Origin of the sequence: Allotamlana fucoidanivorans (assembly GCF_006265225.1) — a bacterium.
Taxonomy (GTDB): Bacteria; Bacteroidota; Bacteroidia; order Flavobacteriales; family Flavobacteriaceae; genus Allotamlana; species Allotamlana fucoidanivorans.
Map to the genome: position 1 here is coordinate 1 of NZ_VDCS01000003.1, position 16,317 is coordinate 16,317.

A 16,317-nucleotide genomic window follows, 5' to 3' on the forward strand; every position below is an offset into this window, starting at 1 on the left:
GTCCCTTGATACAATACGGGATTCATATTAGCTCTTGCTGCATAGATTGCCGCTGTATATCCTGCTGGACCTGACCCTATAATTAAGCATTTTACGCGTTCTATTGTTTCTGACATATCTTATTTTGTATCTATTATAACTTAAACCAGTCTTCTGAAATTTGTTTTTCTATATTGCGCTTGTCTTTATGGACATACTCATTCTTTGAAGCATCATACTGGTAATCTTTGCCCCAAATGTCATAGTTTTTTGCCACTTGCTCTATAGCAGCACAGATAAACTCTATTTCAGTATTTGTCATTGTTGGATGAATAGACATTCTAATCCACCCCGGACGTTCTATCAAACAGCCTTCTAAAATTTTTTCTTCTATAGATTTTGAAGTAGTCTGATCAACATTTAACAAGTAATGACCATAAGTTCCAGCACAGGAACATCCGCCTCGGGTCTGCACACCAAAGCGATCATTTAAAAGTTTTACAATCAAATTGTAATGCACGTCTTCTACATAAAATGAAAATACACCAAGTCTCTCTTTATGCTCTGGAGCTAATATTTTTATGTTTTTAATCTGAGTAAGCCTTTTGAAAACAATAGCATTGAGTTCATGTTCTCTATCCAAAATATTCTGAACTCCCATTTTTTCTTTTAACTCAACAGATAACGCTATTCGTATAGCTTGCAAAAAACCAGGTGTGCCGCCATCTTCTCTGGTTTCAATATCATCTATATAATCATGATCTCCCCACGGGTTGGTATAACTTACGGTGCCCCCTCCCGGATTATCAGGCACTAAGTTTTTATATAATTTCTTATTAAAAATTAACACCCCAGATGTTCCAGGACCTCCTAAAAATTTATGTGGTGAAAACGTTATGGCATCTAAGTAAGCCTCTTCATCTTCAGGATGCATATTGATTTCTACATATGGCGCCGAACAAGCAAAATCTACAAAACACAACCCATTATTTTGATGCATGACTTTGGCCACCCCATGGTAATTGGTTCTTATTCCTGTTACATTTGAGCAGCCAGTAATAGCCGCTATTTTTATTGGGATATTTTTGTGTTCTTCCAGAAGTCCCTCTAAGCTATTCAAGCATGGCAAACCTTCTTTGTTTGAAGGAATCACTTTTACGCGTGCAATAGTTTCTAACCACGAGGTTTGATTAGAATGGTGTTCCATGTGAGACACAAAAATGATAGGACGTTTTTCTTCTGGAATCTCTGTATGATCTTTTAAATTCTCATTAAGCTTAATTCCTAAAATACGTTGAAACTTATTTATAGCACCTGTCATACCAGTTCCAACGGTGATGAGCACATCTTCTTGGTTGGCGTTAACATGTTTCTTTATAATCTGTCTTGCATCATGGTATGCTCGCGTCATCACACTTCCTGTAATGGAGGTTTCGGTATGTGTATTGGCTACAAAAGGCCCAATATGATTAGTGATCTTATCTTCAATGGGTTTATATAAGCGTCCACTTGCTGTCCAATCGGCATATATCACTTTTTGTTTGCCATAAGGTGATTCAAAAGAAGCATCAACTCCTATGATATTTTTACGAAATTGGTCAAAATAAGCTTCTAAATTTGAGCCACTGTTTTTTTTCTTAAAAATGCGCTTTACTCCTGTCATCATAATCTCTATTTTTTAAACTTTGAGATTCCCGACTTTAACCATGTAAAGTATGCTTCAGCATCTGGGGTATAGGCTACTGGCTCTACAAGGTTTTCTTCATTATGATCCATTAAAACATAAAACGGTTGCGAATTAGTTTTGTATTTAATGGTTTGCAATTCGCTCCATTTCTGACCTATATATTTTAGCTTCTTTCCTGGTTTTAATTTAGATTTAACCACTTCATCTGCTGGTAATTTGCGTTTATCATCTACATATAAAGAAATAAGTACAACATCATTTTTAAGCATGTGCAACACATTGGGTTTCACCCAAACGTTTTGTTCCATTTTTCTACAATTCACGCACGCATGACCCGTAAAATCTATCATTACTGGTTTGCCTATTTTCTTAGCATAAGCCAACCCTTTATCATAATCATTGAAGGCCAATATATTATGAGGAGGCATTAAGTGTGCCCCATCTGGGACTTCATCATAATGACCACCAGGAACTTTTGATGAACTCAATTGCGTATACCCTACACCATACGGAGATTCACTATAATGTTGTGGAGGCGGAAAAGCACTTATTAAATTTAATGGTGCTCCCCACAACCCTGGAATCATGTAAATAGTGAATGCTAAAACTAATAACCCTAAACTTAATCGTCCTACTGAGATATGTGTTAAAGGTGAATCATGAGGTAGTTGAATTTTTCCAAAAAGATAAAACGCTAAGGCACCAAAAATAGCTATCCAAATAGCTATGAACACCTCACGTTCTAACCAATGTAGTTGTAGTACCAAATCGGCATTTGATAAGAATTTAAAGGCCAAAGCCAATTCAAGAAACCCTAAAACCACTTTTACAGTGTTCAACCAACCTCCTGATTTTGGCAATGAATTTAACCAACCAGGGAAAGCAGCAAATAAGGCAAATGGTAAAGCTATGGCTAATGAAAAGCCTAACATACCAACAATTGGCCCAATTTGACTTCCGCCAGTAGCCGCCTCAACTAGCAAGGTTCCTACAATTGGCCCTGTACACGAAAACGACACAATAGCTAATGCCAAGGCCATAAAGAATATCCCTATTAAGCCTCCTCTATCGGCTTGCCTATCAACCTTATTGGCCCATGAGTTTGGCAACATGATTTCAAAAGCACCTAAGAAAGAGGCAGCAAACACCAATAATAATATAAAAAAGGCCAGGTTAAACCATACGTTTGTAGAAAGCGCATTTAAGGCATCTGCACCAAATATTAAACTTACTAATGTGCCTAACAACACATAAATCACAATGATTGAGATTCCATAAATTAATGCATTTTTAATTCCAGCAGCTTTGTTTTTACTTTGCTTTGTAAAGAAACTCACCGTCATAGGAATCATAGGAAACACGCATGGTGTAAGTAAGGCTGCAAACCCCGAAAAGAACGCAATGAAAAAAATGCCCCAAAGTCCTTTTTTTGATTCTTTTTTATTAGATGACGCTTCATTTAAAGCACTTCCAGAACTGTCTTCCACGTCTGCCTCTACAGACTCTGTTACTGCAACAGCTGCCTCTTTATCTTCTGAAATTATAAATTCTAAATCAACTTCTGTTGGAGGTAAGCATCTGGTGTCATCACAGACCATGAATTCTACATAGCCGCTTATTTTTCCTAAAGCGTTTTTTACTTCAACGATTTGTTCAAAGGTAGCCGAAGTTTCAAAAAACTTAATTTTCATACCAAAAACAGGATCATCAATAATGTGACCTTCTTCCTCTGAAGTTTTTCCTTTTATGACGAAAGCGTCTTCAGCTCCGTTATAAGTAAATGTTGTTGGTATAGGGCCGTCTTCTGGAACATTTTGTGAATATAGATGCCAACCATTATCTATGCTGGCTTTACTGATTAATTTATATTCTGATTCTGAAATCTTTTCTACTGAAGTCTCCCATTTTACAGGCTCAAACACCTGTGAATACCCAGTTAAAGAGAAAATAATGGCTAAGGCTAATAATGCTTTTTTCATATTATCTGTTTGTAATTACCCGAAAGGCAAAATTAAGGTTTTTCGCTATCTCTGATTAATCCTTATTATTTATAATTGGTTTTGCTATAATTTCATACGATTTTGAATGGTCCAGAAGCTTTTTTGCAAACTGTGAAATATGTTTCTTGCTTAAGGCTTGAACGGGCACATCAAAATTTTCTGGATCATTCATGTTATAGCCTTCCCTAAAATAGTTAGTAAGTACATTCATATCATAACTATTGTAATTTTTTTGTTGCTCGCGCTCTTTGAAATAGTTGGTTTTTGTTTTTGTTAAGTCTTCTTCTTTAATATTGTCATTAGCTATGGCATGCATTTCTTCATGAACTATTTCTACCAGTTTTTCTACTTTATCTGGATTGCAATCAAAACTCACGTATAATACAGCTTCTTCTTTTGGTCGTTTTGACAATTTAGCACCTACACCAGCTCCGTACGTACCGCCCTCACTTTCTCTTAGTGATGCTGTTAATCTCAATTTTAAAATATCGCCTAAGGCTTTAGTCAAATAATAATTATTTTGGGTGTATTTTACTTCTTTTTTATAGGCTATTCTAACGGTTGCCTTCGGATTTTCCATCTTTAAATAGATGTCTTTTTTAATATTATCATTCAACCAGTTATCTTCTTTATATACCCAATCTTCCTTATTATTTTTGGTTTCAATACTGGCTAAATAATTTTCTAAAACAGGCTTAAGGTCTTCCTTTTTAATGTCACCAACAATAAAGAATTCAAAATCTGACACATCAGCAAATCTATCTTGATAAATGGTTTTTACTTTTTCAAAAGAAATATCCTCTATGTATTCTGGCGACAATAATCTATGTCTGGGATTATTAAAGCCATATAAAGTTACTAAAGTGCTATCATTGATTTTACTTCCAATGTTTTCACTTTTAGCTTTTAAGGCATGATTTAAGTTATTCTTAAACACTTTAAGAGCATTTTCATCAAATCTTGGATGCATAAACTGCATATAGACGCGTTGCATTAAGACCTCAAAATCTTTTGGTGTAGCTGAACCATTTACTTTTTCACTGATATCTGAAATATTCAAACTAAGTCTTGCTGTATTACCAGCGAGAATTTTTGACATTTCAATGGTGTTGTAATTCCCTACACCTGAATTATTAACCAATTCAATGGTATGATTAGCTGAAGTTAGATACGAATTATCTTCTATAAGCGATTTACCTCCGTAACTCATAGCTTTGAGTTTTACCGAATTCTTATTTTTATCGGCAAACTTATAGTGCACCTTTACTCCATTGCTCAACACAAATGTTGTGGCATCTAACTCTTCATTATAGGTTTCAGATTGAATGCTCCCCGGTTTTATTTCAACGTCTGACACCAATGTTTTTCCAGAAAACGCATCAACATAAGGCTGAAGTGTTTTATCATTTTCAACAGAGTTTATAATTGCTAAAGCATCATCCTCTGTAAGATTCTTATTGCCTTCAACACCTCTAACAACTAAGTATCTATTCTTTTCTGTATAGAGTAATTTGATTTGTTTTAGAAAATCATCTTCCCTAAGTGTATTGAAAATTGATTTTACTATGTCATACTTCTTTTCAAAATCAGCTATGGTTTTATTATTTAAGTAATTCTTTACAATAAGGTCGGCATATTTTTTATGTGGTCTATCATCAAGCTTACTAATATAGTTTTCATAACCACTCTTAAACGCCACGATGGTTCTATCTATTTCTGGTTTTGTAAATCCGAATTTAACCACTCTATTTAATTCCTGCATAGCTAATTTAAATGCCTCATACTGTTGATTGGGTTTAGGGTAAACATCTAAACTGAATTGCATAGCTGCCCTAGAGTGACTACCTTCATTTAAACGTACACCTAAAAAAGGGGCATCAGGTTTTTGCCTGATTTCTTCCATTCTTGTGCTAAACATACTTTTTATCATGGCATTTAACAATGATGATTTTAAGTCTGCTATAGTTTCATTTTCCATGGCATTTTTACGTCTTATACCAAACGTAACTAATGCTGTTTTTAGCTCTTTATCTGTTACAAAAGCATATTGCATCTTGTCATTATCAGGAATTTCAATAATGTAACGTTCTTTAGGGTTTTCAACCGCTGGAATTTTTGAAAACTTTTGCTTGATTTTTTCCTCAATAGCATGAACATCCACATCACCTATAATGGCTATAGCTTGTAAATCTGTTCTATACCAATCATGGTAAAAGCTTCTTAGCGCACTATACTCAAAATTTTCAACAACATCCATTGAACCAATAGGCATTCTATCGGCATATTTGGTATTATTAAACAACACGGGCAGTGATTTTACCATTGCGCGCATGTTACCATTATCTCTTGTACGCCATTCTTCTTTTATCACACCACGTTCGGCATCAATCTCTTCCTCTGTCAATAATAGTTCATTAGACCAATCATGTAAAATAGTTAAACACGTATCAACTAAACCATCTTTTGTAGGAATGTGATTTAAATTATACACTGTTTCATCAAATGATGTATAGGCATTAATATCTTTTCCAAAAACAGCACCATATTCTTCAAGTGTATTAAGTATGCCTTTGCCTGGAAAATGTTTGGTTCCATTGAAAGCCATGTGTTCTAAAAAATGTGCTAATCCACTTTGATTATCTTCTTCTAAAACAGATCCTACATTTTGAATGATATAATAGCTTGCAGCATCCTTCACAACATGAGTATGCTTAATATAATAGGTTAAGCCATTAGAAAGTACGCCTTTTACAAAACTACTATCACTAGGAATTTCTTTTTGTAAATCTAGACTTTGTCCATAAGTGCACACGGTTACAAAAAGGACAATCAAAGTGGTTATTTTTTTCATATATAAAGATTTTCAAAAGTATTAATGTTCTATTTAAATAGACCTTTTTTTTTCCCAATACCCCTATTAAAAAGTTGTTTTTATGATTAATTTAACAACTGTATTTGTTGAATCATAGAAGTTTGCTACACAAGCATTTTAAAACCAAGAAAGTAGTAAAAAACAAAAAACCTAATAATCTCAATTAATTATTAGGTCTTTACATATAACAAAATTGGTTTATTTTCTCTTTACTACTTTTTCAAAATGGTTAATAGCGCTTCTAATTTTTCAAAAGTGGATACCATGCCCTCTTTCATTCCCATAATGATATATGGTTTCTAAATCTTTTAAAGAACTGTAATAAATAATAGCTGTTACTGTTGCTTTTTTACCTTTGCCTTTGAATATAACATTCCAATTTGCTTCTAGTAACTCTTGATTAATATTTCCTTCACTATCGCAAAACGTACCTATTGTGCAATATGAGTCAATTGGATTTACATCATGATATTCTGCATACCTCTAATAATATTTTCCTTATAAATCAATCATTGCATAGTATCAATGACCTCCATTCGTAAAATCCATCGATTTCGTTTTTGCTGTATATGGCTTTGGAGCAAACCAGTGGTCTAATAATTCTTGTTTGGTATAACAATCCCAAACCAATTATCTTTCAGTATTGAACTCAAGCAAGCTTTATGATCACATTTTAAGCAAGTGTAGCCTATTTTTGCTTTTATATAAGGAATCAAGATGTTCTATGCGATCTTTGTCTGTTTTAGACCGACCAGAGAACTCTAGAAAATTTTGCCCTTTAATATTTCCATAAAACCCTTATTTTTATTGACACCTAACCCGTTATTTATTTTAAAGTTAGTGTTATTTTAAAGTTAAAATAAACCGCGTAATAGATCTTTTAGGAAGTGTTAATGAAAATATATTATTGTTTTTACCATTTACCTCAAGGAGTCTTGATGTTCCATCTATGGATGAGGTTTCAGTCCATTGTAAACTAGTTACTTTTCCATTAATGTTTCCATTATCAATTTTAAATGTATAACCAGAACGTTCTGTATTATTAATATTAACAGCAAAAACAGTAATAGTTTTACCTTCAATAAACGCTCTGGTTTGAAGCTTACCTAATGCTTCAATACTTTCACCATCTATATCTGTAATTTTGATTGGTTGAGCACCTAACATGGGTGCTGATGTAGCTCGCATTAGTTTGCCCCTAACATTATTTCCTATAGAATAATTCCACCACATAAAACCAGACATACCTACATCTATTTGATCCCAAAAAGCAACTATTCCTGCTTCAGCTTCGTCAAAATCATTTATATCTGCTTTACCATCCCAATGCGGTTCTGTAGACCAAAATGGACGGTTTCCTATCAATGCTAAATCTGCCATTAATTTAGTTTTGGGTCGCCATTGCGGATAATAATGTGTACCATAAATATCCATTGTATCCCCCCAACCATTATCCATTAAGGTTTTCACCCAATTTCTTTTATCAGGACCATAATCTTCGTAACCTACTAACAAAGGCATTGCTAACCCTTTATTTATTAATAAGGTTCTTAATTCTGTAATTGTTTCTGAGTATTTTTGAGGAGTTATATTACCTTCGTTATAAATAAATTCATTGTCTATTCCTAGATAATCGATTGTTACCCCTTTAGAATTCATAAACTCAATAAAATCAGCAATTAAGATGGCATATTGTTTCGGGATAATACCGTTGCCATCCTTTACCCAACCTGGAAAAGATGCTTGTCCGTCTAATTTTTTACTGGCAAATATTTTAAGTTCTTTACCGCCTCTGGCCTGCTTGGCTAAAGTTATTGATTGCAAAACATCGGTATACATGTCTTCTACTACAACGCCGGCACTTGGATGTGCTGGGATTTTATTTTCACCCCGAATAGGAATTCTTAAACCGTTAGCATCATCAATATTAAATATCTCGTTAGCTTCGTCTGCATTCTCTAAATTTTTATTTCCTTGTTTAATATCATAAAAAAACACATCTATTACTTGTCCTGGATTATCAAAAGTAATGATACTTTGAGCAGCTTTATCAGGCTCTGGTTCTGGATTAGGGCTTTCTTCATTAGAACCATCTATTTCACTTCCACTACAAGCAACTAAGATTAAAAATAAAGACATTAATAGTAGTGCTTGTTGTTTAAAATTTGTTTTCATAGTAATATTTTTAATTAATTTTATTTAGAAATGTCTTCAGACGAAACGTACAACGTTAGATGTATTCTGGCTTCATTTAAAACGCATCTATTTATCCATCAATTCAGGAAGGAAATCTTTTATATTGTATTTTTAACTAGTCAGCCAATATCTTGCTCTTAACAATATTGCCAGCCTTATTTATACTACCATCAATTAGGGAAATATATTTCCAACTGTCATATAACACCAGTCCATTTACCCCAACTTTTAAAGCGGCGTCAATACGGGTAGCTTTATCAGAATATTTAACGGTATTATTTACTTCTGAATCCCAAACAGGTAAATCACCTGCTAAATGTTGAAATTCCCTCCAAGATTTATGGTTAAAACCCAGGTTATGTGTAGAAGCTATTGAAATGTATTGTAAAATATCGGTCTGCATTAAAACTTTAGTGCCTCCCGGAATGCCCCAAGTACATGGCCCCATAAGTTCTGCACCGTTAACATTATTATGCAGTTCTCTATAAATTTTATTCATCTGCACAACAGACCACTTTTTCCCTGGTTCACCATCTTCATTAAATGGTGTTATTAAATCTACTTTGTATTTATTTGCAAACGTCTTTATTCTTTCAATAACAATATTAGTCGCCTCATCGTTTCCCAAGGTAGAATTTGGACCTATATTTTTTTGGCTGTTGAAATCTAATCGCGTTCCATGTAGCACTTTATTGGCAATACGAACCGCACCATCCCAAAGCGCCGGATTTGCCATAATCTTAAAGCCTTTAGATTTTGCATGCGTGTACAGGTAGTCAAAAATTTCTTCATTCGGATTTTCTCCCTCAGGGAAAATAGTAATTCTAATACCATTTACACCTAAAGTTTCAAATCCTATTAAAAGGTTATCTACTTCTGTGGTTGTGCTTAAACTATTACCTATTTGAGCCTGTTTAACATCTCCAAATACATCTTTTAGATTCCCAGCATACTTTTTTACCTCAGCCTTATCAACATCTTTTTGTGGGTAAAATGATACTAAATTATCTGTTTTATTAAAACTAAATGTTACAAATACAGCGGCAAGTACTATTATTTTCTTACAACCCAGTTTAAAAAAGCCTCTCATACTTGCTGTGGTAAATTAGTTGCTATTAAGAAATGTTTCCTGACTAAATGTAAACACGTCTGATGGTGTTCTAGCTTCTTTTAAGATAGCTTCCATTTGCCTAACAACTTCTGGATGAGCATCTGCCACATTATTAGTTTCACCAATATCATTGGTTAGATCATAAAGTTCCACAGGTGCATTAGGATTTTTAAGCACATTGTATTTAACTGCTTTCCAATTGTCTTTTCTAACAGCTTGTCTGCCTCCTTTTTCATGAAATTCCCAATAGAGGTATTCATGCTGTTTTTGATTTTTAGTATCCCCTATAAGTGTTGGTAAAAATGAAATACCATCTAAATTATCTGGGCTATTGACATCCGCAATATCAGAAAATGTTGGAAATACATCCCAAAAAGCAGAAATATGATCTGATTTGCTTCCAGGTTTTATTCTATTTGGCCATTTAACCAGCATAGGAACCCTAACACCTCCTTCATATAAGTCTCTTTTAGTACCTTTTAATGGACCATTACTATCAAAGTAATCTGGATCACCACCGCCTTCTCTATGCGGGCCATTGTCTGATGTAAATACCACTATAGTATTATCGGAAATTCCTAATTCATCCACTTTAGCCATAATTTCTCCCACTTGTTGGTCCAGCAAATCAATCATGGCAACAAAAGCAGCATGAGATTCCTTTTGAGACAAGTAGTGTCCATCTCCATAAGCTTCACCAAACTCTACACCCACAAATTCCTTTTCAGGTAAAAATTTATCCCTGTATTTCTGCATTAAAGAATCTGGTGCAGCTAACTCTGCATGTGGTATAATTGATGCTACGTATGCAAAAAATGGTTCTTTCTTATTCTTTTCTATAAACTCTAAAGTTTTCTGATGAATGATATCTGGTCCGTATACCTTCTTTTTTAAACCTTTATTACCTTCTATAACTATAGAATCCCTATTAGACCATAAATGATCTGGATAATAATGATGTCCCAAACGCTGGCAATTATAACCAAAAAATGTATCAAAACCTTGATTTACTGGGTCGCCTTCAGACCTTGGAAAACCTAGCCCCCATTTTCCAAAAGCTCCTGTAGTATAACCGGCTTTTTTTAACGATTCTGCAAGAGTATAGGTATCATCTGGCATAGGGTACTGACCTTCTGGTTCCATTTCCTTATTTCCTCGTACCACAGTATGCCCCGTATGCATCCCTGTTAATAAGGCAGATCGAGAAGGTGCGCAAACGGTACTTCCTGAATAATGTTGTGTAAACAACATGCCTTCTGAGGCCAATTTATCAATATTGGGTGTTTTAAACTTTATTTGCCCATATACCCCTAAATCTCCGTAACCAAGATCATCTGCCAAAATATAAATGATATTTGGCTTAATAATATTTTCAGAGCTCGATTGAGCTGTGTTCATTGAATTTTCAGTGGATTTATTTGAAGATTCCTTGCAACCTAAGAGTAACAAAACACATAAACCAATTGAAATAAGATGTCGATTTTTTCTCATAACTCTACTTTTAAATGAAACAGGGAGTTAGAGCTGTAACCCCCTGTTAATAAACTAACTACACTAAACAAACAACAAACCCTATCTATGTCCATTATTAGTTGGATCTGTATCCATTATTAGTTGGATCCGTCTTTAAAAGGTTTGGATTCAACAAAATCTCATCCTGTGGTATAGGTAACAAAACGTGATGTGGTTTTATATTTGCTGCAGGGTTATTCCAAGGTCTGTGTTTTACAGTAGTAACCACATCCAGTAAAATGCCCCATCTAATCAAATCCATTTTTCTATGGCCTTCTGTACAAAGTTCAAATTTACGCTCATCATACAAGGCTTCTCTAAATTCGGTTTGCGACATGCCACTCCATGGCTTGTCTGGCTCAAAAGCACGTTCTCTTACCTTGTTCACATAAAAATAAGCGTTACCTGGACCATTTAACTCGTTTTCAGCCTCTGCCGCCATTAAATAAATATCGGCTAATCTAAAAACAATATAGTTTTCGCTATGATTTTCTCTTGGAGATGAATTGTTTAAATTCCAGTTTTTTCTGAAATAAGGAAAAGATAATTCATATCCTAAATATTCAGTTACTATGGTAACATCATATCGTAAATCGTCTGGATCCCAATTGCTTTGGTCTGCCAACTCAGGTAAAGGAATGGCCCAACCGTAACCACTCATGTCCTGATCCAATTCCTGTAAATCTGCCTGCAACAACTGCCATCTCGCTGGAGTACCTGGACCATCAGGTCTAGTATTTCTATTGCTTGGCTCATCTCTTAAACGAGGATTATAATCATCTGTTCTATTGGTATTGCTATCTCCAAAAATACCATCGGTAGTAAAATCAACGGCAAATATCTGCTCGTCGTTGTATTGGTTTGTTCTGTCTGTTTGATCAAAAACAGAGGCAAAATCATCTAATAAACGATGTTGTGGACTACTGATAATATCATCACATTCATCTTTTGCCAATGCCCATTCTTTATCAAACAAATGAAATTTAGCTTTTAAGGCCGCTGCAGCCCATTTAGAGGCTCTACCTAAATTGGCATCAGAATATGAAGGTGGTAAAAGTTGTTTAGCTCGTGCCAAATCATCCTTCATTTCGGCCCTTATGATATCTTTTGAAAAACGCTCTAGAGATCCCAACTCATCAAGCGGCAATAATTCTCTAAAATATGGTACATCTCCCCATAAATTGGTAAGATGAAAATATGCTAATGCTCTCATAAACAAACATTCTCCCAAAGTTTGGTCTCTTACTGCATCGCTTAAATTTTCATTACCTTCTATATTACTAATAAACAGGGACGCATTTCTTACTATTTCATACAAAGCAGCCCAAGTACTATTCCCATCTTGCACACCTTCAGCTATTGCATAGTTATGAATCTGCGCATTTACGTTTCTACTAGGGCCCACTTCATCGGTCCCGTTTACATAATAATTATCTAACCCTCTAGTTCTGTAAAGAGCATTTTTATGCAAAATTCTATACAAACCATTAGCCGCAAGTTGAGCTTCTTGATCATTAGTAAAAAAATTATCTGTAGCTATTTGATCTCTTAAATCTTCTTCTAAAAATTTGTCGCCGCATCCTGTAAGTAAAAGAACTCCAAACAGTAATAAGCTTATTTTTGTTATTAAATGTTTCATTGCTTATATTTTTTTTATTAAAATTCCATCTTTACTCCAAAACTAATGCTAGTAGCATATGGATAAGCACCGTTCACAAAACCTTGCGATACAGAATCAAATCCACTACCATCAGTGAAATTATTCACTTCTGGGTCACCTAATTGAAAATCAGACAACAGCCATAGGTTTCTACCCGTTAAGAATACATTTAAAGATTTAAACGTATTATCTATACCTGCTTTTTTTACTGGCACATTATAATTTAATGTTGCTGTGCGTAGTCTTAAAAACGATCCGTCTTCAACATTTAACGTACTATTTGGATTGAACAAACTGGCAGAGGTTCCTGCTCTTGGAATATCTGAAGTTTCGTTAACTCCTTCTACCCATCTATTAAGAACCCTTGGATCTATATTTTGATCGCCACGTCCAAAAATTGATGTTTGCGTAACCATATTAAATATTTCACCTCCATAAGATCCTTGGAAGAATACATCTAAACTTAAATTTTTATAGGTAAATGTATTTCTAAAACCGCCGTAAAAATCGGGCTGCGGACTTCCAGCTACACTGTAATCCTGTTGGTTTATTACTCCATCATTGTTTAAATCTCTATATCTCGGACTACCTAAAAAAGATTTCCCAATAGTCTGATCGTCTATTATTTCTTGCGGATCCTTATAAGTACCTAAATATTCTGCCACATAAAACACGGGCATGGGTTGACCAACCATTAATCTTGCTGAAGGTCCGCCTTGATTCCCGGTAGATTGAATGTTTATAAACTCTTCTTGCCCTAGATCCAGTACTTTACTTTTATTGGTAGACAATGTTAAAGTACTACTCCAACTAAAATCATTTTTATCAATATTTACTGTATTTAGTAAAAACTCAAAACCTCTGTTTTGAACACTACCCACATTTTCCAACACCCTACTTCCAGCTGTATTTGGTAAATCTCTAAATAATAACAAATCTTTGGTTGTTTTATCATAGTACCCAACCTCAAACGAAATTCTATTATTTAACAGTCCTATTTCCAGACCAAGATCCAGCTGCTCAGTTGTTTCCCACTGCAGGTTGGTTGATCCTGGAGCATCAAGAATAACCCCTGGAACTAAATTTTCATTAAAATAAGTGTACACAGGATTAAATAAATCAAATGAATTGTACGTCTTTACTCCTTGTTCCCCTACTTCTCCATAACTACCTCTTAGTTTTAATCTATTTATAACATCAACGTTCTCCATAAAAGACTCTTCATCTATATTCCAAGCTATACCTGCTGACGGGAAAAAGGCATATTTATTACCCGCCTCAAATACAGATGAACCATCTCGCCTACCTACTAGGGTTAAAACATAGCGGTCATCGTATGAATAGGTTAAACGCCCAAATAATGAAGTTAAAGTTCGCTGATTATAACCTGAACCAACTTGGTACGTTTCAGGATCAGAGCCTAATGATAAATTATTAAACTTTACAACATCATTAGGAAATCCTTCAGCTGAAGTATCAGTACTTTCTGAGGTTATTTTTTGTCCAGAAAATCCTCCTAAAACACTTAAAGAATGATCTCCAAACTCTTTACTATAATTTATGGTAGTTTCACTTAAAAGGTCTTTGGACTGACTTGTTCTTACACGACCGTACCCTCCTACATTATTATTTAATATTCTCTCTGGTAGTAAGCTGGGCAAATACTCATTATTTTTATAAAAATTTAATGTAGCCCCAATATTAGTTTTAATTTTTAAACCTTCTAGTAATTTATACTCAAAATACGCGTTACTGATAATGTTTGTAACCAAATCATGATCTTCTCTTAATAGTATATCGGCAACTGGATTTCTCTGTAAGGTACCACTTAAAGGGTTTGTACCGGTAAAATTACCGTTAGCATCGTAAATTGTTCTAATAGGCAGAACATTATTGACAATTTGACTAAAATTTGTTTTATTATTTTCTTTTTTGAATGAACTCAAATTCAAGCGCAAACCTATATTAAAACGGTCACTAACACGAGCATCTAAATTATTTCTTAAAGTTACCCGTTCTAAACCTGAGCCTTTTACAATACCTTCTTGATTAAAATAGCTGATTGAGGAATAATAATTTGAGTTTTCAGTATTACCCGTAATAGAGACATCTGTATTATAAATTGTACCCATTTGAACAACCTCATCAATCCAATCTGTAACAGGTACAGCACCTGGGTCGTCATAACGTAATGGCAATGATGGATCTGTAAACCCAATAGGCAATAAAGTACCGTTATAATCAATATCTGGTCCTGCTACAAATTGTCCAGCTTCATTTAAATAGTCTACATAATCTTGTCCCCCAAGTATATTTATTTTATTAGCCAACATTTCGGTAGTTACACTCGAATTAACTCGAATTGTAGGTTTACCTGACACCATGCGCTTACCCGTTTTGGTTGTTATTATAATAACCCCAGAAGCTCCTCTAGTTCCATAAATTGCCAAAGCCGTTGCGTCTTTAAGAATTTCAACAGATTCAATATCGTTAACACTAATATTATTCAAGTTAAACCCTGTTCCCGTTATAAAACCATCTACCACAAAAAGTGGATTATTGTTTCCGTTAATAGAACTGTTACCTCTAATTCTTATAGTAGATCCAGTGCCTGGAGCCCCGCTATTTGAAGTAACCTCAACACCTGCAGCTCTACCTTGTAAGGCTTGATCTACCCTAGCCACGGGTTGATTTTCCAGAACATCTGATTTAACAGATGATACTGCCGAAACTAAAGTTTTCTTATTAGACGTTCCATAACCAATAACGACAACCTCATCAAGTTGTGCAACATCCTCTTGTAAGACTATATTAATAGTAGAATTATTCCCAACGGAAACACTTTGAGAAATAAATCCAACATAAGAAAATTCTAAAACATCACTTGCCGATGCTTCAATTGAATAGTTTCCGTCAAAATCTGTAGTTACACCTTTGGCCCCGCCCTTGATAACGACATTAACGCCTGGCAATGGTATGTTTGTAGCATCTGTAACATTTCCATTGACTGTATTTTGCGCAGATACTGTTAAGAGACCTAACAAGAACCACAGCAAAATGAATTGTTTTTGTTTCATAGTTTAATAGTTTAAATAGTTCAGTTTTTTATTTCACCTATTAGCAAAAAGTGAATGCTCTAAATTAATTCGAATAAGCCAATTACAATTCTCATTTAATGGTTCAATTTGTTGCAAGACATAAAACACAATAAAAATTAAAATAATGCAACATTTACACACACACTATGCAACATATTGAATTTCACAAATTTGTATATATGATAAAAAAATATGAAATTGT

The 16,317-nt window shown here is 34.4% G+C and carries 9 protein-coding genes; all 9 read right to left on the reverse strand.

The window, feature by feature from the left end:
• On the reverse strand, window positions 1-116 hold a 116-nt coding region (locus FGF67_RS03095), incomplete at its 3' end, for an FAD-dependent oxidoreductase (protein ID WP_158293166.1).
• 17 nt (window positions 117-133) lie between these two features.
• Entirely contained in the window at window positions 134-1,645 is a 1,512-nt protein-coding gene (locus FGF67_RS03100; protein ID WP_233243990.1) for an aminotransferase class V-fold PLP-dependent enzyme, read from the reverse strand.
• A gap of 5 nt (window positions 1,646-1,650) precedes the next feature.
• Window positions 1,651-3,645 carry a protein-disulfide reductase DsbD family protein gene (locus tag FGF67_RS03105; protein ID WP_139695014.1) on the reverse strand — a complete coding sequence of 665 codons (1,995 nt, stop codon included), beginning with the start codon at window positions 3,643-3,645 and terminating at the stop codon, window positions 1,651-1,653.
• Window positions 3,646-3,700: 55 nt separating this feature from the next.
• Window positions 3,701-6,517, reverse strand: a complete 2,817-nt coding sequence (locus tag FGF67_RS03110; RefSeq protein ID WP_139695015.1) for a M16 family metallopeptidase — start codon at window positions 6,515-6,517, stop codon at window positions 3,701-3,703.
• 864 nt (window positions 6,518-7,381) lie between these two features.
• A complete protein-coding gene (locus FGF67_RS03115; RefSeq protein WP_139695016.1) occupies window positions 7,382-8,713 on the reverse strand; it encodes a glycoside hydrolase family 30 protein in 1,332 nt (443 codons plus the stop codon).
• A gap of 136 nt (window positions 8,714-8,849) precedes the next feature.
• Window positions 8,850-9,824, reverse strand: a complete 975-nt coding sequence (locus FGF67_RS03120; RefSeq protein WP_139695017.1) for a hypothetical protein — start codon at window positions 9,822-9,824, stop codon at window positions 8,850-8,852.
• 15 nt (window positions 9,825-9,839) lie between these two features.
• Window positions 9,840-11,336, reverse strand: a complete 1,497-nt coding sequence (locus FGF67_RS03125) for an arylsulfatase (RefSeq protein ID WP_139695018.1) — start codon at window positions 11,334-11,336, stop codon at window positions 9,840-9,842.
• Between the two features lie 97 nt (window positions 11,337-11,433).
• Window positions 11,434-12,996, reverse strand: a complete 1,563-nt coding sequence (locus FGF67_RS03130) for a RagB/SusD family nutrient uptake outer membrane protein (RefSeq protein WP_139695019.1) — start codon at window positions 12,994-12,996, stop codon at window positions 11,434-11,436.
• A gap of 17 nt (window positions 12,997-13,013) precedes the next feature.
• Window positions 13,014-16,094, reverse strand: coding sequence for a SusC/RagA family TonB-linked outer membrane protein (locus FGF67_RS03135; protein ID WP_139695020.1), 3,081 nt, complete (start codon window positions 16,092-16,094; stop codon window positions 13,014-13,016).
• Window positions 16,095-16,317: the final 223 nt, after the last annotated feature.

Bases quoted from the DNA above. Each gene is read 5' to 3' on its own strand.
- FGF67_RS03100 (WP_233243990.1), bottom strand. From the start codon at position 1,645: ATGATGACAGGAGTAAAGCGCATTTTTAAGAAAAAAAACAGTGGCTCA.
- FGF67_RS03105 (WP_139695014.1), bottom strand. From the start codon at position 3,645: ATGAAAAAAGCATTATTAGCCTTAGCCATTATTTTCTCTTTAACTGGG.
- FGF67_RS03110 (WP_139695015.1), bottom strand. From the start codon at position 6,517: ATGAAAAAAATAACCACTTTGATTGTCCTTTTTGTAACCGTGTGCACT.
- FGF67_RS03115 (WP_139695016.1), bottom strand. From the start codon at position 8,713: ATGAAAACAAATTTTAAACAACAAGCACTACTATTAATGTCTTTATTT.
- FGF67_RS03120 (WP_139695017.1), bottom strand. From the start codon at position 9,824: ATGAGAGGCTTTTTTAAACTGGGTTGTAAGAAAATAATAGTACTTGCC.
- FGF67_RS03125 (WP_139695018.1), bottom strand. From the start codon at position 11,336: ATGAGAAAAAATCGACATCTTATTTCAATTGGTTTATGTGTTTTGTTA.
- FGF67_RS03130 (WP_139695019.1), bottom strand. From the start codon at position 12,996: ATGAAACATTTAATAACAAAAATAAGCTTATTACTGTTTGGAGTTCTT.
- FGF67_RS03135 (WP_139695020.1), bottom strand. From the start codon at position 16,094: ATGAAACAAAAACAATTCATTTTGCTGTGGTTCTTGTTAGGTCTCTTA.